Below are 25,642 nucleotides of genomic sequence, written 5' to 3'. Positions count from 1 at the left end.
TCAGGCGTCCATGGACTCGGCGAGGGAACGGGGGCGCAGATCGGTCCAGTTGGCCTCGACGTACTCCAGGCAGGCCTCCCGGGTGTTCTCCTCGAAGGCGATCGTCCAGCCCCCGGGCACGTCCGCGAAGGACGGCCAGAGCGAGTGCTGGCCCTCGTCGTTCACGAGGACGAGGAAACGGCCGTCGGCGTCGTCGAAGGGGTTGGTGCTCATGTGCCGGTGCCTCCTGTGAAAATTAGGTTAGGCTCGCCTAATCGCAACTGAGCTTAGCCTTCTCGCTTTCCGCTCCACAAGGAGACGTTCAATGAGGTTGGTGGGGGAAGACACGTTCGCCGCGTTCGGACTGCCCGGCACACCCGGCACCGACGAGTTCTGGGCGGCCGCGCGGACACCCGCGTCGGTACCCGACGGCGACGGCTGGGTGACCCTCTTCCTGTGGCGTGGGTCCGATGCGGCGAGCATCGACTTCGAGAGCTGGTCCGAGCCTGTGCCGCTGGGCCGGTTCGGCGATACGGACTGCTGGTACGCCGAGGTGCGCATGCCCGCGCGGCTGCGGGTGACGTACCAGTTCCGCGTGGGCGAGGAGGCGTACGCGGATCCGTTCAACCCGGTCGGGGCCGGCGGTGACCGGTCCATCGCCGCGACACCGGACGCGCCGGCCCAGCCGCACTGGCCCGCTGTCGGTGCCGACGGCGTGCTGCCCCTGCCCCGCACCAGGATCCGCTGGGCCAGTGAACGGCTGGGTGGGCGGCGGACCGTGCGCGTGCATCCGGCGGGCGGCGGCGGACCGGTGGTCCTGCTGCTCGACGGGGACGACTGGCTGTATCTGCACCCGGCCATGACCGCGTTCGACTCGGCGGTCGCCAGTGGTGAGATGCCGCCGGTCACCCTCGTCTTCCTGCCGGCGAAGGACAGGGAGACCGAGTTCGCGTGCCGGCCCGAGTTGTGGGAGGCGGTCCGGGACGAACTGCTGCCGTTGGTGGCGGAGTCCGGGGTCTGCGCCGACCTTGACTGGTTGGTGGCCGCCGGGCAGAGCCTCGGTGGGCTGAGCGCGGTGTACGCGGCGCTGGAGTTTCCGGAGCTGGTGTCGCGTGTGGCGTGTCAGTCGGGGTCGTTCTGGTGGACGTCCGATGCGATGGGGGCCGCGGACTCGTTGGGGGGTCCGGTGGGTGGTGCGATCGCTGCGCGGCTGCGGGAGGGGGCGGATCTGTCGGGGCTGCGGGTCGCGTTCGATGTGGGGGAACACGAGACGCGGATGCTGCCGCATTGTGAGGCGGTGGAGACCTTGGCCGAGCAGGCCGGGGCGACCGTGCGGGTTTCGCGGTCGGCCTCCGGCCATGATCGGGTGGGGTGGAGACATGCGCTGGTCAGGGATGTCGCCTGGGTGTTGGGGGCACCGTAGTCGCCTGCGGGCCGGTGGGGGCTGATCGCGCCCACGCGGCGGAGCCGCACATCGAAACAGCCCCGCGCCCCTCGGCGGGGCGCGTTACCGCGCCACCGCCGAGCAGTAGTTCTCGTCCGTCGCCAGCAAGTTCCGGTGGGTGTCCTCGGCCGTGACGACGCCGTCGTCCAGGACGAGGACCCGGTCGGCGGCGTCCAGGAGGGCCGGGCTGCTGGTGAGGACGATGGTGGTGCGGCCCCGGCGCAGTTTCGCGACGTTGCGTGCGATGAGCTGTTCCGTGACCGCGTCGACGGCCGTCGTCGGATCGTGCAGGACGAGGACGTCGCTGTCGGCGGCGAGGGCGCGGGCCAGGGAGAGCCGTTGGCGCTGTCCCCCGGAGAGGTTCGCGCCGCGGTCGCGGACGCCGTAGTCGAGGCCTTCGCGGTGGAGGGCGACCACGTCGGTCAGCATGGACGCCTCGACGGCCTCGGGGACCATGCCGCTGATGCCCGAGGGGTCGATGTTCGAGCGGAGCGTCCCCGCGAAGATCTCCCCGTCGTAGGGGTTCACCAGCATGTGCTCGCGGACCGCCTCGACCGACAGGTCCGCGAGGTCCCGCCCGCCGAGGCGCACCGTTCCCTCGTAGGCGCCGGGCGGGACGTTCACGGCCAGGATCGACGCGAGGTCGGCCGCCGCGCGCGGCTGGTAGGCGGCGATCGCCACGAACTCCCCGGCGGACACCTGGAACTTCAGCTTGCGCAGGGTTCCGTACCGGACGCAGTCGATCTCCACGTCCCCGCTCTCGGCCGGGCGTTCGGATCCCGGCGTCATCACCGGCGGCGCGGTCAGCACCAGTGCCATGCGCTCGGCCGAGGCGCGCGCCATCATCACGTACTTCGGCATCTCCGAGAACAGTTTGAGCGGTTCCATGATGAACTGCGCCAGGCCCACGGCCATGACCAGTTCGCCGATGCTGATCCGGCCGTCGAACGCCAGCCAGCCCGCCGTCAGCGTCACGGCGCCGGCGAGGACCGCGTTGAGGGCCAGCGCGGTGCCCGCGTACGCACCGTTCACCTTGGCGACGGTGATCGCCTGGACCTTCGCCTCCGTGCTGACCTCGCGGTAGGAGCGGAACGCCGCGTGGTTGCCGCCGAAGCCGTGCAGCGGGCGCAGGCCGGTGATCAGGTCGGCTACCTTCGCGCCCGCCCGCGCCACCCGGGCCTGCTGTTCCTGGGTGCTGGTGCCGATGCGCTTGGACAGCACGCTCAGGCACGACAGGATCGCGACGGTTCCCACGATCACCAGCAGGCCGAGCCGGATGTCGGCGAGGCCCAGGGCGACCGCCGCGACCACCACCGCGACCAGCGAGCTGATCAGCAGCGGCACCACCTCGATGATGTCGGCGGTCTGGTCGGCGTCCTCGGTGGCGATGGTCAGCACCTCGCCGGACTTGAGGTCGACTTCCCTGGCCACCGGCTTCAGGCCGCAGGCCGCGACCTTCACGCGCCAGCGGTGCGCCTCCGTCGTGTTGGCCTTCTGAAGGACGCGCATCCCGAATCGCCAGGACAGCGACACCGTCGTGATGATCACGGCCAGTACGGCGATCGAGAGGCCGAGCGCGCCGAGGCTCCGGTCCCGCATCGTGTGCTCGACGATCAGGCCGAGCGCGATGGGGAAGGCCGTCTCGCCCGCCTGGTACATGCCCATGAGGAGGGTGCCGCCGGCCATGGCGCCGACGTTGCGGCGCAGTGCGGTGCGGAGGATGTCGGACCCCGAGCGGGGCCGCTGCGTGTCAGGAGTTGTCATCGAGGTGTCGGGCAATCGCTTCCGGGGTGCGCAGGGTGAACAGATCACGGATCGTGATCACGGGACCGTACTCGCGGCGGAGCAGCCCGATCAGCCGCACCGCCAGCATGGAGTGTCCTCCGAGGGACACGAAGTCGCTCACCGCGCTCACCTCGTCGTCGTCCAGGTCCAGTGCCTCGGCGAAGTACTCGCACACCACGGTCTCGGTCTCGGTCGCGGGCCCCCGCTCCCCCACCGTGGTCAGCGCGCCCAGCGGCTTGGCCTCCGGCAGCGCCTTGGTGTCAGCCTTCCCGTTCACCGTCAGCGGGATGCTGTCGACCTGGGCGTAGTGCGTGGGGCGCAGGAAGTCCGGCAGTCCGGCGCCGACTTCGGCGGCCACCGTGGCCAACTCGGCTCCGTCCAGCACCAGATAGGCGGCCAGCCGGTACGAGCCGTCGACCTGCGGGTCGGGCTGGGCGACCGCGGCGACGAACCGCACCGCCGGGTGCGCCGCGAACACGGCCTCCACCTCGCCGAGTTCGACGCGGTGCCCGCGGATCTTGACCTGCTGGTCGGTGCGGCCCAGGTACATCAGGTTGCCGTCGGGCCGGCGGACCACCAGGTCCCCGGTGCGGTACATGCGCTCGCCGGGTTCCCCGAACGGGCAGGCGACGAAGCGGTGCGCGGTCTGGGCGGGCTGCCCGAGGTAGCCGCGTGCGATGCCGATGCCCGACACGTACAGCTCGCCGGGTACGCCGTCCGGCAGGGGGCGCAGCCACGGGTCCAGGACGTACACGTCGGTGTTGTCGATCGCGACGCCGACCACGGGGTCCTCACACTCGAAGGTGCCGACGCCGAGCGTGTTGATGGTGTACTCGGTGGGTCCGTAGAGGTTGTAGCCGACCGTCCCCTCGGTCTCGGCGAGCCGCTGCCACAGCGTCGGGGTGACGGCCTCGCCGCCGAGCAGCACCAGCGGCGGCCGGCGTTCCGGGTCGTCGAGCAGCCCCTCGGCCACCAACTGCTGTGCGTAGGTCGGGGTCACGTTGATCACGTCGATCCCGTGCTCCAGGCAGTACTCGACCAGCCGGGGCGCGTCGCGGCGCAACTCCTCGTCGCAGACGTGCACTTCATGCCCGTCGGCGAGCCACAGCAGCTCCTCCCAGGACATGTCGAACGCGAACGACACGGTGTGCGCGATCCGGAAGATCCGGTAGCCGTGCTCCGCCAGCACCGGCTCGAAGATCCGGCGCTGATGGTTGATCAGCATGTTGGTGAGTCCGGCGTACTCGGTCACCACGCCCTTGGGCTTGCCGGTCGATCCCGAGGTGTAGATCGTGTAGGCGGGATGCCGCAGGCGGTCGGGGTCGTCCGGTGCGAACGTCACATGCGGCTCGGCCTCGGGCAGCGGGCGGTCCAGCTCGATCAGGTCGCCGCTCAGCGAGGTCAGCCGGGGCGACACGGCGCTCACGGTGAGGATCACCTCGGGGCGGGCGTCCTCGACGATCGCGGCGATCCGCTCGTCCGGGTGGTCCAGCTCCAGCGGCACGTACGCGGCGCCGACGCGCAGCACGGCGAACAGCGCCACGATCGAGTCGAGGGAGCGCGGGATCGCGAGACCTACGTTCGTCTCGGGGCCGATGCCCCGCCGGGCGAGCACGCCGGCCACCGCGCGGCTGCGGTCCCGGAGTTCGGCGAACGTCATCCTCGAACCGTGGGCGACGAGCGCGACGCGATCCGGCGCGCGGTCCGCCGCCTGGTCGAACCGGTCGACGACGGTGTCCGTGCCCACGTCCGTGCGCTCGCCCCGCGAGGGCTCCGGCCCCAGGCCCCGCAGCGCGCCCACCGGGCCGGACGACCGGGCCAGGTCCTCCAGCACGCGCAGGTAGTCGTCGAGGAGGCGACGGGCGTTCCCGGTGTCCTGGTCGCGGTACTCCAGCTTGACGGTGAGCCGGTCGCCGGGCGTGACGACCCAGGTGAACGGATAGTGGGTGGAGTCGTCGGCCTTCACCGAGGTGATGCCGTGCCGGGCGTTCATCTCGGCGAAGGCGTCCATGTCCAGGAAGTTCTGGAGCACGAACAGGTTGTCGAACAGGGTGTCGTGGCCACTGGCCCGCTGGATCTCGCCGAGCCCCAGGTGCTCGTGCTCCATCGCCTCGACCCTGGCCGTCTGCACGGCCGAGAGGTAGTCGCGGACCGTGTCGTCCGGCCGTGGCCGCGTCCACATGGGCACGGTGTTGAGCAACACGCCGACGATGTCGGACAGTCCCTCGCCCTCACGGCCGGAGACGGTCACGCCGAACACGGCGTCACTGCGGCCCGTGCGGGCGCCGAGGAGAAGGCCGAAGGCTCCGGTCAGCACGGAGTTCAGGGTGACGCCGTGCGTCCGGGCCGCCTCCCGCAGCAGGTCGGACTGTTCGGCGGACAGCGTGTGCACGAGCGCGCGCGGCAGGTCGTCCGAGAAGGACGGCGCCGGTCCGGCGAGCAGTGTGGGACCGGGGAGGTCGGCCAGGTGCTCCGCCCAGAAGCGTTCCGAGACGGCCGCGTCCTTGGCGGCGAGCGCCCGGGCGTGGTCCTCGAAGCTCGGCGTGGCCGGGACCGCGTCGAGCGGCTCGCCCGCGACGGCGGCCTGATAGGCGTCGAACAGGTCCCGCAGCATGATCTCGCGGGACCAGCCGTCCCACAGCAGCAGGTGGTAGCTGAGCAGCAGGCCGTCGCGGTCGTCGGGCAGACACACCACGGTCAGCCGGATCAGCGGTGGCTCACCCGGGTCGAACCCCGTGTCGCGGTCCCGGGCCCGCAGCGCGTCGACCTCGGCGTCCGTCGACAGCTCGATCGTGCGGACGTCGACCCTCCGGCCGGCCTTGAGGACCTGGACCGGGTTGCCGTCGGAGTCGGTCGTGAAGCCGGCGCCCACGACCGGGTGCCGGGCGATCACGTACGCCATCGCCTCGGTCAGCGCGCCGGTGTCCAGGCGCCGGTCGAACGTGAACCAGCTCTGCGCCACGTAGTGCCCGGCCGAGCCCGCCATCTGGGCCTGGAAGAACAGGCCCCGCTGGAGCGGGGTGACCGGTGCGGTGCGCTCGGCCGTCGTGGCGGCGTCCGCGATGCGCTGGAGTGCGCCCTGCCAGTGCTCGGTGATCTCGTCGGGGACGGCCTCGGCGAGGGTGAATGCCGTGTGCAGGCTTCCGGTGGCCTCGTCGAGCCAGGCGTTGACCTCGACGGCGTACGGGCTGCCCTGGTCGCCACCGGTGATGTGCACCGCCTGGGACTCGCTGCCCCGGCCGAGGTAGTTGAACAGCACCTGCGGGCGGGCGGTGTCGAGCAGGGGGGCCGTCTGCGGGTTGAGATACCGGAGCTGTCCGTAGGTGACGTGGGCGCGCTCGTCCGGCTGGCGTTCTGCGACTTCGCCTGCGGCTGCGACGGGGTCGGTGTGCGCGGTGAGCCGTACGGGTGCGATAGAGGTGAACCAGCCGACGGTACGGGTGTAGTCGTGGTCTTCCAGCGCCGGGACCCGGCCGTGCCGCTCCAGGTCGATCGCGAGGTCGGTGGGCGAGGGCTGGATGTGGGTCAGCGCGGTGCGCAGGGCTCCGCACAGCAGCTCGGTGAGGCCGATGCCGAGTACGGCGGGGGCGGTGCGGGTCAGGCGGTCGCTCACGTCGGGGGCGAGCACGACCGTGGTCTCGCGCAACTCTGCGACGGTGGGCAGGAGTTCGGGGGCCTTGAGTGTGGTGACCCAGTGTCCGAGGTCGTCGACGGCCTGGGCCGACTGGAGCGTCAGTGCTTCGGCGTAGTCGGCGTAGGACGTGGTCGGCGGGGCCAGGGGCTCACCGCGCAGGGCCGTGTCCAGGTCGTCCAGCAGGATCAGCCAGGACACCGAGTCGACGGCGAGGTGGTGCACGGTGACGACCAGGGTCCGGCTCGCCTCCAGCCACGAGAAGGCGACGACCTCTCCCGACTCGGGGTCGAGCCGTCCGGCGGCCTCGTTCGCGGCGGTCGTGGCGTCGGTGGTGTCCGGGCGTACGACGGTGATGTCGCGGGTGGGTTCGGTGCGGAGGGTCCACACTCCGTGTTCGGTGTGGAGCCGCAGGCGCAGGGTCGGGTGTGCGGCGACTACGGCGCCCGCCGCGCGCTGGGCGTCCGTGAAGCCGGTGCCTTCTGGGGCCTGGAGGGCCCTGGCCTGGGCGAACCGGGTGAGTGAGCCGCCCAGTTCGCGCTGGCGCAGGATGATCGGCGTCGGGGGGAGCGGGCCGTCCTCGCGGTGGGTGGGAGCAGCGGCCTGTGGTGTACGCGTCGCCAGGTGCGCGGCGAGCGCGCGGGGGCTCTTGTGCAGGAACACGTCCCGGGGGGCGATCGGCAGGCCGAGCGTCCTGGCCCTGTTCACGACCGTGATGGCGATGATGCTGTCGCCTCCGGCGTGGAAGAAGTCGGTGTCGGCGGTCACGTCCGAGCCGGGCAGCGTCTCTGTGAAGATCTTGGTGAGTGCGGCCACCGCGGTGGTTCCGTCTGCGGGTGCGTCGTGGCTGGTCGCGCAGTTCCCCGCGCCCCTTTGGGCGCGTTTCACCAGCGCCTTTCGATCCAGCTTGCCGTTCACTGTCAGAGGCAGTGCTTCAACCGGCAGCACCCGCCCCGGCACCATGTGCACAGGCAGCTTCGTGGACAGTTGCTCGGCGAAGTCCCCCGGCACCCGGCCCACCACGTGCGCCACCAGGTGATCCCCTCTGTCGGCCACCGTCACGGCCACGTCGACCACGCCTCCGAGTTCCCGGATCGCGGCCTCGACCTCGCCCAGCTCGATGCGGAAGCCCTTGAGCTGGACTTGATCGTCGGCGCGGCCGGCGAACTCCAGCTCGCCGTCGAGGGTGCGGCGGGCGAGGTCGCCCGTGTGGTACATGCGGGAGCCGTCCCCGGCGAAGGGGTTCGCCACGAACCGGCTCGCGGTGAGGCCGGGCCTGCCCAGGTAGCCGAGCGACACCTGGTCGCCGGCGACGTAGATGGCGCCCACCCGGCCCGGCGGCACCGGCCGGAGCCGGTCGTCGAGGAGGTAGGTGACCAGGCCGGGCAGGGGGCCGCCGATCGGGCTGACGTCGTCGCCGGGGCCGAAGTCCTGCTCGGTCAGTACGCGGTGGGTGACGTGGACGGTGGTCTCGGTGATGCCGTACATGTTGACCAGCTCGGGCGAGCCGGTGCCGTGCCGCTCGACCCAGCCGCGCAGCCGCCCGAGGTCCAGCGCCTCGCCGCCGAAGATGATGCGGCGCAGGCCGGGCAGCGGCTCGCCGGCATGCCGGTCGGCCTCGATGAACTGGTAGAAGGCGGACGGCGTCTGGTTGAGCACGGTCACCCCGCGCTCGCGGACCAGCCGGTGGAAGTCGACCGGGGAGCGGGTCAGCCCGTACTCCGGCACCAGCAGCTCACCGCCGTGTGCCAGCGCGCCCCACAGCTCCCAGACCGCGAAGTCGAAGGAGAAGGAGTGGAACTGGACCCAGACGTCGTGCGGGCCGAAGCCCATGTCCGGCTGGGTGTTGGCGAGCAGCGTCACCACGCTGGAGTGCGGGACGACGACGCCCTTGGGCCGGCCGGTCGATCCGGACGTGTAGATCACGTACGCGGGGTCGTGCCAGCCGGGCTCCGGACGGGGCTGCTCGGCGGTGGCCCGGGGCAGGTCGTCGCCCTGCACGAGTACGCGGGCCCGCACGCCCGTACGGGCCAGGACTTCCGTGAAGCGGTCGCGCTGCTCGCGGTCCACGAGGACGACCTGTGGAGCGGCGTCGGCGAGGATGTACTCCAGGCGTTCGTCCGGGTAGGCCAGGTCCAGCGGTACGTACGCGCCGCCCGCGGCGACGATCGCTACCAGGGCGACGACCTGCTCGACGGACCGCGGGACGGCGACGGCGACCCGTCGGCCGGGGCCGACACCGGCCGCGCGCAGGGCGGCGGCCAACTCGTTCTTGGCGTCCGCCAGTTCGCCGTACGTCAGGGACCGGGTACCGCCGTCGAGACCGCACTGGGTGACGGCGGTGGCGGCCGGGTCGCGCCGTGCGACGGCGTCGAACAGGCCTCCCAGGGTCGTCGCAGTGATGCGCGCGGGGCGCCGGTCGCCCTCGGACATCACGTCGTCGACCAGGGTGTCCGGTCGGGTGAGCAGGGCGGTGAGCGTCGAGGTGAACGTGTGCAGGATCGACTGGGCGGTGGTCTCCCGCAGCAGTTCGCCGTCGTAGATCAGGTTGAAGCGCGGACGGCCGTCGAGTGAGCGTTCCACGACCAGGGTCAACGGGTAGTGCGGTGCGCCCTCGTTGACGAGGTCGGTGACGACCAGCGTGTCGCCGGGCCGCCGCAGCCCGGCCACGTCGGTCGCGACGTCGAACACCACCAGGGTGTCGAACAGGGAGCCGGCATCGGCCTGGCGGCCGATCCTGGCCAGTGAGACGTGCTGGTGCGGCAGGACAGCGCCCTGGTGTTCCCGCACCGAGTCGAGCAGGTCCTGTGCGGTGGTGGTGCCGGTCCAACGGGCGCGTACGGGAATCGTGTTGATGAACAGACCCACCATGTCCTCGATGCCGGGCACGTCCGCGTCGCGGCCGGAGACCGTGGAGCCGAACACCACGTCCCTGCCGTGCAGGATGCCGCCCAGCGTCACCGCCCAGGCGCTGTGCACGGCCACGCTCAGCGGCACGCCGGCCGACCGGGCGGCCGCGTCGACGTCGGGCTCCGGCCGCACGGCGGTGTCGGCGAACCGGTCGGACGGGGTGTGTCCCTCGGCGACCAGCGACGGGCCGGGCAGGTCCGCGAGCTGCTCGCGCCATACGCGGTCGCTCTCGTCGGCGTCGCGTCCGGCGAGCCAGCGTACGTAGTCGGAGAAGCCGCCGACCGGGTAAACGGTCCCGGGCGCGTGGTACTCGGCGAGCAGCGCGCGGAGCATCGGCGGCACCGACCAGCCGTCGGCGATGATGTGGTGCACGGTCTGCACGAGGACGTTCCGGCCCGGGCCTCCGCGGACCAGGGTGTACCGCATCAGCGGGCCCGTCGCCAGGTCGAATCCGGCGCGGCGGTCCCGCTCGGCCAGGTCGCGCAGCTCGGCGTCGGTGATGCCGGGGCGGTCAAGGGTGGTGAAGGGCGCCTCGACGCCGCTCTCCAGTACGGAGACCACACGGCCGTCGGCGAGGGCCACGAACCGCGCGGCCAGGTTCGGGTACAGCGTGAGCAGCCGGGTGGCAGCCGCCGCGAGCCGGTCGGCGTCCACCTCGCCGTCCAGGGTGAGCAGTTGCTGTTCGACGTAGGCGCCGGCCGAGTCGTCGTCGAAGACGGAGTGGAAGTACAGGCCCTCCTGCAGCGGCGTCAGCGGCAGGATGTCCCGCAGCGCCGGGCCGTCCAGGGCGTCGACGTCGGTCTGTGTCAGCGGCACCAGTCCGAAGTCGCTGGGCGAGTGGCCGCCTTGCGGTTCGAGTGCGGCCAGTCCGGCCAGGGCGTCCCGGTAGTAGCCGCCGATGGTGGCGATGTCCTCGTCGGTGAACATGCCGTCGGGCCAGGAGATGGTGGTGACCAGGTCGTAGTCGCCGGTCGAGGCCGGTTCGGCGATCGCGTTGAACTCCAGGGCGCGCGGCAGGCGCATCCGCGGATCACGCTTCTCGCCCAACTGGCCAGTGGCCTGGGCGAGTTGCCAGGCTCCGGGCTCGCCTGCGGCGAAGCGGCCCAGGTAGTTGAAGAGCGCCTGCGGTGCGGGTGCGTCGAACTCGGTGTCGGTCAGGTACCGCAGGGCACCGTAGGAGACGCCGTTGTCCGGTACCCGGGCGAGGTCTTCCTTGACCGCCTTGAGGGCGGCGGTCAGGTATTCGGGTGCGGTGAGGTCGGCCGCCGTGCCGGGGTCGACGGTCACCGGGAAGAGAGTGGTGAACCAGCCGACGGTCCGCGACAGCTCGGGCTCGAAGCCGGCGCAGCCCGCCACGAACTGTCCTTCGCGGCCGTGGCCCTCCAGTTCGATGTGCGCGAAGGTCTGGTCCTGTCCCAGGTCGCGGCGCCACCGGGCGAGCGCGACGGCGAGCCCGGTCAGCAGGACGTCGTTGACGCCCGCGTGGAACTTCGCGGGGATCTCGCCCAGCAGCTTGGCCGTGATCTCCGGGCCGGCCGAGACGGTCCGCAGGCGCTCCGTCGCGACGGTGTCGGCTGCGGACAGCGCGCGCCTGCCCAGCGGTCGGTCCTCTCCCGGCAGGGGGCGCCAGTAGTAGGAGCTGTCCGCGTCGAACGCCGCGCGCTCCAGCAGTTGCGTCCAGCGCCGGAAGGACGTGCCCACCGGGGGCAGCTCGATCGGGTTGCCCGAGGTGAACTGCCGCCAGGCCGTGGCCAGGTCGTCCATCAGGATCCGCCAGGACACGCCGTCGATCACCACGTGGTGGGCGACCAGGACCAGTTGCCCTGCCGCGCGGCGCCAGACGGCTCGCAGCATCACGCCGTTGTCGGGGTCCAGGGCGTCGGTGGCGAGTGCGACGCACGCGTCGAACGGCAGGTCGCTCTCCTGCCACCCGGCGACGGCCCTCTCCGGCTCGGGGATGTCGAAGCTCCAGCGGTCTGCGCGCACCAGTCTGGCGCGCAGCATGTCGTGCCTGCGGAGCACGGCGGTGAGGATCTCGTCGAGAGCGCCGGCGGTCAGGTCCGGCGGGGTGTTGAGCACGACGGACTGCACGAAGCCGTCGATCGCGTCGGTGGTCTCGCCGAGCCACTGCACGATGGGCGATCCCACGACGGACCCGGTCGCGACATCGCGGTGGTCGACGGTGGAGACGTCCTCCCGGCTCGCGACCGCGGCCAGGGCCCCCACGGTGCTGTGGGTGAAGATCTGCCGTGCCGTGACGTAGAGGCCCGCGTCGCGCAGCGCGCTCAGCAGTGAGATCGCCAGGATGCTGTCGCCGCCGAGCTGGAAGAAGTCCTGGTCGACGCCGACCTCTTCGAGCCGCAGCACGGCCGCGACCGCCGCGCACACCGCGCGTTCGTTCTCGGTGGTGGGCCGCTGAAGCGTGCCCGTGCCGATGGTGGGCTCCGGCAGGGCGTTGCGGTCGAGCTTGCCGTTGGCGGTGAGCGGGAACTGCGTCATCACGACGATGTGGGCGGGCACCATGTACTCCACCATGTGCGCGGCGGCCCACGCCTTGACCTCGTCCGCCCGCAGGTCCTCGCTGCCCGCTGCCGGGATGACGTAGCCCACCAGGTAGGTGCCGCCCGCCGCGTTCTTCCGTGCGACGACGCAGGTGTGCCGTACGCCGGGGTGTTCTGCGAGGCCGACCTCGACGTCCTCGATCTCCAGCCGCATGCCGCGGATCTTGATCTGGTTGTCGGCGCGGCCGAGGAAGTCCAGCGATCCGTCCGGGGCGAACCGGGCGAGGTCACCGGTGCGGTAGAGGCGGGAGCCGTCGTCGGCGAAGGGGTTGGCTACGAACCGGGAGGCCGTCAGACCGGGCGCGTTGACGTAGCCGCGCCCCAGGAGGAAACCGCCCACGTACAGTTCGCCGCCGACGCCGACGGGCACGGGGCGCAGTTCCTCGTCGAGGACGTACAGCTGGGTGTTGGGGTTGGCCTTGCCGATGGATGTCGACAGGCGTTCCGCGGCTCCCCGGTAGATGACGTGGGAGACGCCGATGGTCGTCTCGGCGGGGCCGTAGCCGTGGTACATGGGGATGTCGAGCTTGGTGCGGAACCGTTCGTACAGCTCCGGGGTGAGCACCTCTCCGCCGCACCACACGTGCCTGAGGCTGTCCAGCCGGCCGGAGTCGCCGGCGATCTCCAGCAGGACGTCCAGCATGGACGACACCAGGTAGGTGAAGGTGACGCGCTGTTCGGCGATCACGCTCAGCAGATGGTGCGGGTCGCGTTCGCCGCCGGGCCGCAGCACCACGAGCCGGGCGCCGGACACCAGCGGCAGAAATATCTCGTTGATGGAGATGTCGAAGGACAACGGCGCCTTGAACAGCGAGGCGTCGTCGTGGCCGAAGCCCAGGATCTCGTTCACCTGCCACAGCAGGCGCTCGCTGATCGCCTCGTGGCGGATCATGGCGCCCTTGGGCCGTCCGGTCGAGCCGGAGGTGAAGATCACGTACGCGAGTGCGTCGCCGTGGACGGTGACGCCGGTCCCCTCGGTGGGGTGGGAACCGTAGCGCCAGTCGTCGAGGTCGACGGCCAGGGCCGGCGGTTCGGCCGGGTCGTGCTCGCCCGAGTCGTTGAGCTGTACGACGACCCGGGCGTCCTCGATGACGACGGCCCGGCGCGCGGCGGGCCACTGCGGATCGAGCGGCACGAAGGCGCACCCCGCCTGGAGCACGGCGAGCAGCCCGATGACCATCTGGGCGGAGCGGCCCAGCGATATGCCGACGACCTGTTCGCGGCCGAGGCCGCGTTCGATCAGATGGTGGGCCAGCTGACTGGACCGCTCGGCCGCCTGACGGTAGGTCAGCAAGCGGTGCTCGTCGACGATGGCGACGGCGTCAGGTCTGGTCCGTGCCTGCTCGCGGAACATCTCCACGATGGTCGGGCGGACCCGGTCGGCGTCGGTGTCGTTCCAGCGGGCCAGGACGTCCAGTCTCGCGGTCACGCTGGACGGGCCGATGGTGCCGAGGGGGCGGTCCGGGAAGTCGGCCAGGTCGTCCAGCGCGAGCTGCGCGTCGGCCGGCGCGACACCGCCGGGGACGGTGATGCTGCGGCCGTCCGCGCCGACCTCCCAGTCACCGGGCCCGGCCCCGCCGTTGTCGACCCATCCGAGGACGTCGGCGAACAGGGTGCCGGGGGTGAGGTCGATGCCGTCGGGGCTCCGGCCCGTCGTCCAGTACGACAGCCCGATGGCGCACGCTTCGGTGATGGTCTTGTCGGAGTAGTCGCCGGTCCGCCGGCGTACGTCGGCCAGGCGTTCGGGGGAAAGCCGTACGAGACGAGCGCTCGGTTCCATCATCGAAGACTCAGCACCCTTTCAAGGAAACCAAAGTAAGCCCAGCCTAACTTAGGCTTGCCTAACTACCCTCGCGCCATGCCTGCCACAGCCGCGCGTACCGGCCGCCCAGAGCCACCAACTCCTCGTGCGTGCCCTGCTCGACGACGCGGCCCGCGTCCAGCACGGCGATCCGGTCCGCCGCCATCGCCTGGGTCAGCCGGTGCGCCACGAACAGGGTGGTCCGGCCCGCGCACGCCGCCACGACCGCGCGTTCCAGCTCGGCGGCGCCCTCGCTGCCGGCCTCCGCGGTGGACTCGTCGAGCACCACCACGGGCGAGCGGGCCAGCACCAGCCGGGCCAGGGCGATCTGGGCCACCTTGGTGACGTCCAGGCGCTCACCGCCCTCGCCGACCGTGGTGTTCAGCCCGTCGGGCAGCGCCTGGACCCATGCGTCGGCGCCGACCGTGCGCAGCGCGTCCGTCAGCTCGGCGTCGGTCGCCCCCGGCGCGGACAGCCGCAGGTCGTCGGCGAGCGGGCCGGAGAACACGTGCGTCTCCTGCGTCAGGATGCTCACCAGGGCCCGCGCCCCGGCCTCGTCCAGACCCGCCAAGTCCGTGGCGCCGATGCGCACCGACCCGGCCTCGGGAGTCCCGATGCCCGCGATCAGCGCGGCCAGGGTCGTCTTGCCCGCACCCGTCGCACCCACCAGCGCGAGCGAACCCCCGGCCGGGATCGTCAGATCGACGTCCCTCAGCACCGGTTCCTCGGAGCCGGGGTAACGGAACGTCAGCCCCCGCACCGTCACCGGCAACGGCTCGGCATCCGCCGGGGCGACGGCCGGGTCACCCACCAGCCGGCCCTCACCGGCCTCCCCCAGCACACCGACCAGCCGGGTCAGGCTCGCGCCCGACTTCTGCGCCTCGTCGAAGGTGAACATGATGAGGCCCAGCGGGCCGAACAGCCGGTGGAACAGCAGCGGGGCCGCCGACACCTCGCCCAGGCTGGCGGCGTCGGCCTCCAGCAGGGCGTACCCCACCAGGAGGATCAGGACCAGCCCGATGAACTCGGCGCGGTTCTCCCGGCCGACGAACCGGCCGAAGAACCGGAACACCTCGATACCGAGATCGCGCACCCGCCAGGACTCGCTGGTGACCTTCTCGCGGAAGGCGCCCTCCAGCCGGTACGCCCGGACCGTGTCGATCCCGTTCAGACCGCTGATCAACGCCTGGGCGCGGTCGGCCTGGGCCACCCGCTGTTTCCGGTAGAGCGGGGCGGAACGGGGGAGATACCAGCGCAGGGCCAGCGCGTACGCGGGCAGCGCGCCGGCGCCCGCCAGTCCGAGCCGCCAGTCCAGTCCGAACATGCCGAACGTGGCGATGGTGACCAGCACTCCGGCCGAGAACACCGTGGGGATGGCCGTACGGATGCCCTTGGAGATGACGGCCACGTCGTCGCCGACCCTGGAGAGCACGTCTCCCCGGCCGACCTGTTCGATGCGGGCGCTCGGCATCCCCAGCACCGCCCGGACGGCCCCTTCCCGCAGCCGCGCGAGCAGGTCGGCGCCCAGCCGGCCGATCAGGTACGTCGACACCGCGGTGGCCGCCGCGCCGAGCAGCGCGGCGGCCCCGATCAACACCCCGATGGTGACGAGGACCGAGCGCGACTCACCCTCGACCACGCCGTCGACCACCCGGCCGAGCAGCAGGACCGGGAGCACCTGGAGCGCCGCGCCGGCCACCGTGGTGAGCACGGTGGCCGCCGACAGCCAGGGCACCTCGCGGCAGTGCGCCGCGACCCATCGGGTGGCCTCGCGTCCGGTGGCCGTGTGCAGGGTCGCCGGGGCGGGGCGGGTGGTGGTCGCGCTCACACCGCGACCCGGGTGGGCAGGGGACGGGACATGATGACCGGCATCGCTACTCGGCCACCGACTTCACGAGCTCGTCGACGGCGTACGGCATGGACAGCAGGGTGCCCTGGGAGATGGCCGCGCCGACCGCCGGTCCCTCGCTGTCCAGCAGGTAGGACACGTTGCCCTTCTTCACGGCGTCGAGGTTGGCGAACAGCTTGAACTTCTTCAGGGCTGCCGTGTCGGCCTTGTCGTTGATGACGAAGATGCGGTCGACGTCGACCAGGTCGACGCGCTCGGGCGAGAGCTTGGTGTAGAAGCTGCCGTCCGCGACCTTGTCGATCTCGGTCTGGTACTTGAAGCCGATGCCCGTCACGAGCCGGCCGCGCACGTCGGTGGAGGTGAAGGGCGCCACCGAGTTCTCGTACCAGGACAGGACGACGGCGGTCTGCTTCGCGAGCTCGGGGTGCGCCTTCTTGGCCGCGTCGAGCTTGCCCTGGATGTCCTGCACCATCTTCTCGCCCTCCTCGGCCTTGCCGAGTGCCTTGGCGATGTGCAGGGCGTTGTCCTGCCAGGGGGCGCTGAACGGCTCCTTCTCGGCCTTGGTACGGGCCACCGTAGGCGCGATCTTGGAGAGCTTGTCGTAGCCGGCCTGGTCGATCTCGGAGTAGACCGCGACGATCAGGTCCGGGCGCAGAGCGGCGATCTTCTCGTAGTTGGGGCCGGTGTCACCGTTCTTCATGATGACCTCGGGCTTGGTGTCACCCCACTTGTCCTTCACCCAGGGCCACTGGGTGTTGATGTCGGGGCTCTGGCCCGCCGGGTTCGGGTACTGGTCGGTCATGCCGACCGGCTTGATGCCGAACGCCAGGACGGTCTGGTCGTCGGTGTAGCCGACGGTGACGACCCGCTTCGGGGCCTCGGTGACCTTCGTGGTGCCGAACGCGTGCTCCACGGTGACCGGGAAGGCGCCGGCCGCGGCGGTCGAGGTGTTGTCGCTGCCCTTGTCCGCCGAGTCCGATTCGGAACCGCACCCCGCGAGGAGGCCGACGCCGAGCGTCGCGGCGGAGAGCAGTGCAGCGACTCGCCGCCATGGCGTCCTGCGCGTCGTTCTGTGGAGGAGCATCCGTCAATCCCCTTGCTTTCGCACTGTCCACTACGCCCCCGGGTAAGGGCAGGCAAACCGTATCGCAAGGCAGTAAGGCAAGCCTAGCCTTACTTGTGTAACTTTATGGCGAACTAGCCGAGTTGGACGTGCGTGCGACCGATCGGGACGATGAGCGGCCGGTCGCCCACCGGGTCGTCGATGACCTTGGCGCGCAGTCCGAACGCCTCGTGCAGCAGCTCGGCGGTCAGCACGTCACGGGGATGACCCTGCGCCAGGATCGACCCCGCCCGCATCACGATGAGGTTGTCGCTGTAGCGCGCGGCCAGATTGAGGTCGTGCAGCACCATCACCACGGTGCATCCCGACTCGTGCAGATCGTCGACCAGATCGAGCACGTCCATCGCGTGCGCCAGGTCGAGATAGGTGGTCGGCTCGTCCAGCAGCAGCAGATCGGTGCCCTGGGCCAGGGTCATCGAGATCCAGACGCGCTGCCGCTGTCCGCCGGACAGCGCGTCGACCGGGCGGTCGGCCAGGTCGGACACCCCGGTCATGGCCAGCGCGCGTTCGACCACGTCGGCGTCGTCCGAGGACCACTGCCGCAGCCAGCTCTGGTGCGGATGGCGGCCCCTGGCGACCAGGTCGGCCACCGTCAGCCCCTCGGGCGCGACTGGCGCCTGCGGCAGCAGGCCGAGTTTCCTCGCCACGTCCCTGGTCCTGAGCCGGGCGATGTCGTCACCGTCCAGCACGACCGTCCCCTTGGACGGTTTGAGCAGCCGGGACAGGGTCCGCAACAAGGTCGATTTTCCACAGCCGTTGGGGCCGATGATGGTGGTGATCACCCCGGGGGGTATCGCCACGTCGAGATCGTCGATGACGGTCCGGGCGCCGTATCCGACCGTGACGCCCCTGGCTGCCAGCCGTGAGGCCTGATCGGACTCGGACTCGACCCCGGTGACGGACTGAGTGACCACAAGGCCCCCTTACTTAGGCTCGCCTGACTTTGTATCAGCTATCTGCGGTTCGCCCGTGCCAGCAGATAGACGAGGAAGGGGCCGCCGATCGCCGCGGTGACCACGCCGACCGGGAGACTGACGGGCAGTGCCGTGCGGGCGACCAGGTCCGAGCCGGTCAGCAGCAGCGCACCGACCAGCGCGGAGGCCACCATGGGCGGCGTCGGGCACCGCGCCAGACGCATCGCCACCTGTGGGGCCACCAGCGCCACGAACGGCACCGGGCCCGCCGCGCTCACCGCCACGCCGGCCAGCAGCACCGCGCACAGCAGGAGGACCGCCCGCACGGCCGAGTAACGGACCCCCAGGCCAGCGGCGACGTCGTCACCGAGGTGCATCGGCTTGAACTGGAACGCGGCGCCCGCCACGACGACCAGGAGGACGAGCGTGCCCCAGACGGCCACCTGGACCTCGTCCCACGACCGGTCGTCCAGCGAGCCGACCAGCCACGCCTGGGCCTGGGCCACGTCCCTGATGTCGGCCGAGACCAGCAGCCAGGTCGTGAGGGCCTCCATCACGGCACTCACCGAGATGCCGATGAGGATGAGCCGGAGGCCGTCGATCCCGCGTCGCCAGGCGAGGAAGTACACCAGCAGGCCCGTGCCGAGACCGCCCATGAGCGCCGCCGCAGACAGGCCCACGGAGCTGACGATCGCCGCGGCCGTCCCGCCCGACACCGTCACCAGGAACACCGCGACCGCGCTGGCGCCGTTCGTGATGCCCAGGACGTCCGGACTGGCCAGCGGATTGCGGGCGATGGACTGCGTGAGCGCCCCGGACACCCCGAGCGCGATGCCCACGACGACCCCGGCAAGGGCGCGCGGCATCCGCAGATCCATGATCACGAACTCGTCGACCTGCTCACCCCGGCCGAAGATCGTGGCGATCACCTGGGGCAGCCCGATGGGGAAGTCCCCGACGCCGATGGACAGGCAGAACACCAGGAACGTCGCCGCCGCGAGCAGCAGCGAGACGCACACGATCCACGGCCGCCACACGAACGACACCTGGCCGAGCCGCACGCCCGGCGCCACCGACGGCTTCACGTCCGGCTTCACGTCTGTCCTGTTCATGCGTTCTTGAACTTTCCGCGCCACACCAGAGCCGCGAAGAACGGGGCGCCCAGCAGCGCGACGACGACGCCCGCATCCAGCTCGCTCGGCCGCACCACCAGGCGGCCCACGATGTCGCAGACCAACAGCACGATGGCGCCGAGCAGACCCGCGTACGGCACCAGCCAGCGGTAGTCGGGCCCGGTCAGATACCGGGCCACGTGGGCCACCATGAGCCCGAGGAACGCGATGGGCCCGCAGGCGGCCGTCGCGGCGCCCGCCAGCAGGGTGATGGCGGTGATGCCGATGGTCCGGCTCAGCGCGATGTTCACCCCGAGCCCGCGCGCCACGTCGTCACCCAGGTTGAGCAGGTTGAGGGCAGGCAGCGTGATCAGTGCCAGCACCAGTCCGGCCGCGATGAACCCGGTCACCGGCCAGATGACGCCGAATCCCACGCCGGCCACGGAGCCCGCGTTCCAGAACCGCAGCGCGTTCAGCGACTTCTGGTCCGACAGCGCGATCGCCGTGGTCATCGCCGCGAGGAACACCGTGACTCCCTGCCCGGCCAGGGCCAGCGTCAACGGGTTCCCGGCGCCGCGGCCGATGCTCGCAAGACCGAACACCACGACACCGGCGACCGCCGCCCCCAGGAACGCGAACCAGATGTACTGGAACGGGTCGGAGAGCCCGAACACGGCGATCACCGTCACCACGGCGAACGAGGCGCCGGAGTTCACGCCCAGCAGGCCGGTGTCGGCGATCGGGTTGCGCGTGTACCCCTGGATCAGCGCCCCGCCGACCCCGAGGGCGACGCCCGCCACGATCGCGAGCACCGTCCGGGGCACCCGCACGGTCTCCACGATGAGCCTGATCTCGGTGAGCCGCTGGTCGGACTCCGGTGCCGCGAACAGCCCGTGCCACACCTCGCCGGGGCTCAACGCGCGCGCCCCGACGGCCAACGACACCGCCCCCGCTGCCACGAGGATCAGCACCAGCGCGGCCAGGCCCACAACTCGCCGCCGACGGGCCTGAGTTGCGACCTTGGACGCGGGGCGCTCCACTGCGATCGTGCCCATGTCGACGTACGTTATCCCTTTGATCAACGAGAACGGCAACGCCCCGAAGGGGCGCGGGGAACTGCGCGACCAGCCACAGTCGACCCGCAGACGTAGTACGGCCTCACAGCGGAGCTAACGCGCAGCGCTGCCGGTTCCGTCGGCGACCGTCCGGGCCTCGTCGGAGGCGGACTTGCGGCCCCGGTCGAGCAGCGAGTCCAGGATCTCGCCGACCCTGATGGCGGTGTTGGACAGCAGGGACGAGGTGATGCCGTGCGTGTGCTCGGTGCCGCCCTGAAGGTAGATGCCGCAGTGCAGGGCGGACTCCGTCGCGATGCGGTAGTCGCGCTCGACGCGGACGCGGCCCTCATCGTCACGGAGACAGCGGTCGGCCACCTCGCCGAGCAGACCGACGGGGTCGGCGGGGCTGTAGCCGGTGGCGAACACCACGACATCGGCGTCCAGGAGGGTCTCCTCACCGGTGACGAGGGAGGTGACGGTGGCCCTGACCTTGTCCGGTGTCTCCGTGACACCGGTGAGCCGGGAGACGTTGAGGAAGCGCAGGCGCTCGGTGCCGAGGACCTTCTCCTGGTACATCTGCCGGTACAGGTCGTCGATCAGGTCGATGTCCACCACGGAGTAGTTGGTGTTGCCGTGGTAGTCCATCAGCCGGCGTTTGACGTCCTTGGGCGCGGCGAAGAACTCGTCGACGGCCTCGGGGTCGAAGATCCGGTTGGCGAAGGCGCTGTCGTCGGCGGGGCTGTAGCCGTAGCGGGAGAAGACCGCGCAGACCTCGGCCTCGGGGAAACGGCGGTGCAGGTAGGCGACGTTCTCGGCGGCGCTCTGCCCGGCGCCCACGACGACGAACCGGGAGGGCGAGGTGCCCTCCAACGCGTCGACTCGGCCCAGCAGTTCACAGTTGTGCCAGACGCGGTCGCTGCGCTCCACGCCTTTTGGCATCAGGGGGCGCAGGCCGGTGCCGAGGACGAGGTTGCGGGCCCGGTGGACCTCGAGGCCCTCCCCCGAACGGACCGTCACGTCCAGGTACTCCACGACGCCGTCGCGCACGACGGGCATGACGCCGACGACCTCGTGGCCGTAGGAGACCATGTCGTCGACCTGGCCGGCGGCCCACTCGAAGTAGTCGTGGAACTCCACCCGCAGCGGGAAGAGGTTCTTGTGGTTGATGAAGTCGATCAGCCGTCCCTTGCTCTTGAGGTAGCACAGGAAGCTGTACTCGCTGGCGGGGTTCCGCAGCGTCACCAGGTCCTTGAGGAAGGACACCTGCATGGTCGCGTCGTCGATGAGCATGCCTCGGTGCCAGCCGAAGTGCGGCTGCTGCTCGAAGAAGTGAGCGGAGACCGCTTCCTCCCCACCGGCGCGTGCGTTGTGCTCGCTGAGCGCGATCGCCATGGCCACGTTGGACGGCCCGAAGCCGATGCCTATGAGGTCGTGGATCAAAGGGGCGTCGCCAGGACGAGCCTGTGCCATGTCACTCCCATCGTCAGTCGGGCACGCCGAAGAGGCACCACCCAAAACTTAGGTAAGGCTAAGCTCATCCCGTGAGGCTGTCCATAGACAAAACGGACACGCGAGCGGGGGTGGATGTCCAACACGCGCGCCAAGCGGGCCCGTTGACCACTTAGGTAAGCCTTGCTTTACTGGCCACGGCCATTCCCTGCTTCGAGGAGGAACCCCATGCGGGTCGTCATGTTCGGTTACCAGACCTGGGGGCACCGCACCCTCCAAGCCCTCCTGGACTCCGAGCACGACGTGGTCCTGGTCGTGACGCACCCCAAGAGCGAGCACGCGTACGAGAAGATCTGGAGCGACTCGGTCGCCGACCTCGCCGAGGAGCACGGCGTACCGGTCGTGATCCGCAACCGCCCTGACGACGACGAGCTGTTCGAGCGCCTCAAGGAAGCCGACCCGGACATCATCGTGGCCAACAACTGGCGTACGTGGATTCCGCCGCGCATCTTCGACCTGCCGCGCCACGGCACACTGAACGTGCACGACTCGCTGCTGCCCAAGTACGCCGGCTTCTCCCCGCTGATCTGGGCACTGATCAACGGCGAGCCCGAAGTCGGCGTCACCGCGCACATGATGAACGACGAACTCGACGCCGGCGACATCGTGCGGCAGGAGGCGGTGGCGGTCGGGCCGACGGACACGGCGACCGACCTGTTCCACAAGACCGTCGACCTCATCGCCCCGGTCACCATCGGCGCGCTCGACCTCATCGCCTCCGGGCAGACGGAGTTCACCAAGCAGGACCGCTCCCAGGCCAGCTTCTTCCACAAGCGGTCCATCGAGGACAGCCGCATCGACTGGACCTGGCCGGCCGAGGACCTGGAGCGTCTGGTCCGCGCCCAGTCCGAGCCGTACCCCAGCGCGTTCACCTTCCACAAGGGCAAGCGACTGGAGGTCCTGGCCGCCGTCGTCTCCGAGGGACGGTACGGCGGCACGCCCGGACGCATCTTCTACCGCGAGGGCGAGGGCGTGGTGATCGTCGCCGGCGCCGACGCCCGCACCGGCCGCAACCACGGCCTGGCCATCACGCGCGTTCGGACCGAGGACGGCCGGGAGCTGCCCGCGACCGAGTACTTCACCGCCATGGGCGGCTACCTGACCAACCAGCCCTGACCAAGGGCCGACTGTGAAACTTCTGTGCAGCACGTGGGGCTTTAAGTTTCAAGATTCCCTTTGCCGGCGGCGGCTGCGACAGTTGAGTCCCATGGGGGCAGTACATGACGTCAAGTCGAACCACCGGGACGACAGTTGGCCTACCACGACAGCTACCACCGGACTGCCGGCGCATTCCTGAGCCCCGTCCTCGGCTGGGTCCTGGCGCTCACCGGGGCCGTGGTGCTCCCCCTGACCGCCGCGACCGCCGTCGGACCGGAATCCGAGCAGTGGCGTGACCAGAGTCCGGGCCTGTACACCGTGAGGATCGCGCAGGACACGACGCAGAAGCCGGACGCCTCGACGGTCTCCGTCCCGGCGCCCGCGCCTTCCCCCTTGCCGGCGCCCGACCCTCAGCAGGGCAACGACCCGCCGTAGGGGGGTCACGCCCGCCAGGCGTACCGTCGTTCGGGCCGGCCGGCGACGCCGTAGCGCAGGGACACATCCGCGCTGCCGGCACCGTGGAAGTACTCCAGGTAACGGCGGGCGCTCACCCGGGACACGCCGGTCAGCGCGGCGCACTCGGAGGCGGACAGGGTGCCGTCCGCCTCGCGCAGGGCCCGCTCGACGAGTTCGGCGGTCTCCACGCTCATGCCCTTGGGCAGCGCGGGGGCCGGTGCGGGGACGCCCGCTCCGGCCAGGACCCGGTCGATGTCGGCCTGGCCCCGCACCACCGCGGTGAGCAGCCGGCCCCGCTGGGCGGCGTAGCGCTCCAGCCGGGAGCGCAGGTCCTCGAAGTCGAAGGGTTTCAGGAGGTAGTCGACGACCCCCTGCCGGACGGCGCCGCGGACCGCGTCGGCCTCCTGCGCGGCGCTGATGACCATGACGTCGCAGTCGTGACCTGCGGCGCGCAGCCGGGGGATGACGTCGAGGCCGAAGAGGTCGGGGAGATACAGGTCGAGCAGGACGAGGTCGGGGCGCAGTTCGTCCACGGCCTCGATCGCCTGTCCGCCGGTGTGGGCGACGCCGACGACCCGGAACGGCTCGACGCGTTCGACGAACGCGCGGTGGACCCGGGCCACCATGAAGTCGTCGTCGACCACGAGGACGTCGATCGTGCCCGCATTGTCGTGCGTTCCGGTCATGTCGCGCGCTCCGGTCATGGGGCCGCTCCTTCCGCCACCGCTTCGGCGAGGTGGCTGACGGTCATGCGTGCGGTGAACACGGCCCCGTCGGGGGTGTTGGCCACCGAGATCTCTCCCCCGTGCCGTTCGCAGACCAGCTTGGTCAGGGCCAGTCCGATGCCGCGCTCGCCCTCCCGCGCGGCCTTGGTGGTGAAGCCGTGGGAGAACACCTCGCGGGCCAGTTCGGGAGCCACGCCCGGCCCCGAGTCGCGGACCACGATCTCCACGCTGGAGGCGTCCTGCCGCAGCGCCACCTCGACCCACCGTTCCCCGTCGGGCGCTGCGGCGTCGACGGCGTTGTCCACGAGGTTGCCCACCACGGTCGCCACGTCGGCGGCGTCCTGCGGGGCCAGCCGCTCCAGCGCGGTGTCGTCCGAGATGCGCAGGCTGACCTTCCGTTCAGCCGCCAGGGACGCCTTCGCCATCAGCAGCGCGGCCACCGCCGTGTCGCCGACGCGGCGGCTGAGGGTGACGTCCAGGGACTGGCGGTGCTGGTTCAACGCGCGGATGTAGCGCACGACTTCGTCCTGCTCGCCGATCTGGATCAGCCCGGAGATGGTGTGCAGCTGGTTGGCGAACTCGTGCGCCTGCGCCCGCAGCAGCTCCGAGGAGCTGCGGAAGGAGCCGATCTCCCGCTCCAGCCGGGCCAGTTCGGTGCGGTCGCGCAGGGTGGTGACCGACCCGAGGAGCCGGCCGTCCTTGGTGACGGTCATCCGGTTCATCACCAGGACCCGGCCGTGGCGGACGACGACCTCGTCCCGCTTGTCGGCGGCGGTGGTCCCGGCCAGCACGTCGCGCAGCCGTCCGTCGATGCCCAGGCCGTCCAGGCTCTGGCCGACGCAGTCCTCGGGCAGGTCGAGCAGGCGGCGGCCCATGTCGTTGACGAGGGTGAGCCGGTGCTGCGGGTCCAGGGCGATCACGCCCTCGGCGATGCCGTACAGCATCGCCTCCCGGTGCTCGGCGAGTCCCGCGATCTCACCCGGCTCCAGCCCGAGGGTCTGCCGCTTCACCCGCCGCGCGAGCAGCCAGGAGCCGGCCACGCCGAGCCCGCTGGCGACGCCCAGATAGGCGAGCAGGTACGAGGAGGCGCCGCTGAGCCGCTGCCAGACGGTCGGATCGGCCTCGCCGATCATCACCGTGCCGAGGATCCTGCCGAGGTTCTCCTCCGTCGCCCCGAGGACGGGGACCTGGGCGGCCAGCTCGCGGTTGCCGTCCAGCGTCAGCTGCCCCGACCAGCCCCGCGCCCGGTGACTGCCCTGCCCCAGGGGCAGCCGCTCGCCGACCACCGTGGGATTCGTGGAGCTGACGATCCGGCCGGAGGCGTCGGCCACCGTCACCGAGGTCACTCCGGAGTGCGCCTGCGTGGCGTGCACCAGCGGGGCGAGCGTCTCTCCGGGCACGGGACGCACCAGCTGGCTGCGCACCAGGGGGTTGGCGGCCAGCTGTTCGGCCAGCGCGCTCACCCGGCGTCCCTCGACGCGGTTGAAGGTGGCCTGCGACTGGGCGAGCGAGACCGCGGCGACCGCCAGCAGCACCACCACGACGATGGCGAGCTGGAGCACCAGCATCTCGCCCGCGAGCGAATGGCGACGAAAGGTGGCGACCACAATGAACTCAATCTTCAATGCCGACACAGGTGGGGCGGCTCGTGTGCCGAGTCGCACAATCATGACGCCGACCCGGGAAAACC

At 70.9% G+C, this 25,642-nt stretch carries 14 protein-coding genes; 3 read left to right on the top strand and 11 right to left on the bottom strand.

The window, feature by feature from the left end; genetic code table 11:
- On the bottom strand, positions 1-213 hold the full coding sequence (locus ACIBNA_RS11560; protein WP_086599049.1) for an MbtH family protein: 213 nt from the start codon (positions 211-213) through the stop codon (positions 1-3).
- Positions 214-304: 91 nt separating this feature from the next.
- Between ACIBNA_RS11560 and ACIBNA_RS11555 the strand changes: the two genes are divergently transcribed.
- The gene (locus ACIBNA_RS11555) at positions 305-1,402 is read left to right on the top strand and encodes an alpha/beta hydrolase-fold protein (protein ID WP_399165001.1); all 1,098 of its coding nucleotides are present in this window, start codon (positions 305-307) and stop codon (positions 1,400-1,402) included.
- A gap of 84 nt (positions 1,403-1,486) precedes the next feature.
- On the opposite strand, the gene ACIBNA_RS11550 is transcribed toward ACIBNA_RS11555, so the two are convergent.
- The 8 genes from ACIBNA_RS11550 to ACIBNA_RS11515 form a co-directional block, all read right to left on the bottom strand.
- On the bottom strand, positions 1,487-3,187 hold the full coding sequence (locus ACIBNA_RS11550; RefSeq protein WP_399165000.1) for an ABC transporter ATP-binding protein: 1,701 nt from the start codon (positions 3,185-3,187) through the stop codon (positions 1,487-1,489).
- Complete coding sequence (locus ACIBNA_RS11545; protein ID WP_399164999.1) at positions 3,174-14,093, bottom strand: amino acid adenylation domain-containing protein; 10,920 nt, start codon at positions 14,091-14,093, stop codon at positions 3,174-3,176. Before ACIBNA_RS11545 ends, ACIBNA_RS11550 begins: the two co-directional genes overlap by 14 nt.
- A 58-nt stretch (positions 14,094-14,151) precedes the next feature.
- Positions 14,152-15,939: an ABC transporter ATP-binding protein gene (locus tag ACIBNA_RS11540; RefSeq protein ID WP_399164998.1), complete on the bottom strand. Its 1,788-nt coding sequence runs from the start codon at positions 15,937-15,939 to the stop codon at positions 14,152-14,154.
- Positions 15,940-15,985: 46 nt separating this feature from the next.
- A complete protein-coding gene (locus tag ACIBNA_RS11535; RefSeq protein WP_399164997.1) occupies positions 15,986-17,044 on the bottom strand; it encodes an iron-siderophore ABC transporter substrate-binding protein in 1,059 nt (352 codons plus the stop codon).
- A gap of 113 nt (positions 17,045-17,157) precedes the next feature.
- A complete protein-coding gene (locus tag ACIBNA_RS11530; protein WP_399164996.1) occupies positions 17,158-17,997 on the bottom strand; it encodes an ABC transporter ATP-binding protein in 840 nt (279 codons plus the stop codon).
- Between the two features lie 38 nt (positions 17,998-18,035).
- Entirely contained in the window at positions 18,036-19,109 is a 1,074-nt protein-coding gene (locus ACIBNA_RS11525; RefSeq protein WP_399164995.1) for a FecCD family ABC transporter permease, read from the bottom strand.
- Positions 19,106-20,164 carry a FecCD family ABC transporter permease gene (locus ACIBNA_RS11520; RefSeq protein ID WP_399164994.1) on the bottom strand — a complete coding sequence of 353 codons (1,059 nt, stop codon included), beginning with the start codon at positions 20,162-20,164 and terminating at the stop codon, positions 19,106-19,108. Before ACIBNA_RS11520 ends, ACIBNA_RS11525 begins: the two co-directional genes overlap by 4 nt.
- A gap of 114 nt (positions 20,165-20,278) precedes the next feature.
- The gene (locus ACIBNA_RS11515) at positions 20,279-21,634 is read right to left on the bottom strand and encodes a lysine N(6)-hydroxylase/L-ornithine N(5)-oxygenase family protein (protein WP_399164993.1); all 1,356 of its coding nucleotides are present in this window, start codon (positions 21,632-21,634) and stop codon (positions 20,279-20,281) included.
- Positions 21,635-21,841: 207 nt separating this feature from the next.
- Here ACIBNA_RS11515 and ACIBNA_RS11510 point away from each other — a divergent pair, with 207 nt between their 5' ends.
- Positions 21,842-22,789 carry a methionyl-tRNA formyltransferase gene (locus ACIBNA_RS11510; protein ID WP_399164992.1) on the top strand — a complete coding sequence of 316 codons (948 nt, stop codon included), beginning with the start codon at positions 21,842-21,844 and terminating at the stop codon, positions 22,787-22,789.
- Between the two features lie 135 nt (positions 22,790-22,924).
- A complete protein-coding gene (locus tag ACIBNA_RS11505; protein ID WP_399164991.1) occupies positions 22,925-23,206 on the top strand; it encodes a hypothetical protein in 282 nt (93 codons plus the stop codon).
- A 5-nt stretch (positions 23,207-23,211) separates the two neighbouring features.
- Here ACIBNA_RS11505 and ACIBNA_RS11500 read toward each other — a convergent pair whose 3' ends face one another.
- Positions 23,212-23,931, bottom strand: a complete 720-nt coding sequence (locus ACIBNA_RS11500) for a response regulator (protein ID WP_399164990.1) — start codon at positions 23,929-23,931, stop codon at positions 23,212-23,214.
- On the bottom strand, positions 23,928-25,559 hold the full coding sequence (locus ACIBNA_RS11495; RefSeq protein WP_399164989.1) for an ATP-binding protein: 1,632 nt from the start codon (positions 25,557-25,559) through the stop codon (positions 23,928-23,930). Before ACIBNA_RS11495 ends, ACIBNA_RS11500 begins: the two co-directional genes overlap by 4 nt.
- Positions 25,560-25,642 lie beyond the last annotated feature (83 nt).

Source organism: Streptomyces sp. NPDC050164 (assembly GCF_044459945.1).
Taxonomy (GTDB): Bacteria; Actinomycetota; Actinomycetes; order Streptomycetales; family Streptomycetaceae; genus Streptomyces; species Streptomyces coeruleorubidus_A.
This window is presented reverse-complemented; position numbering and strand designations above follow the sequence as displayed.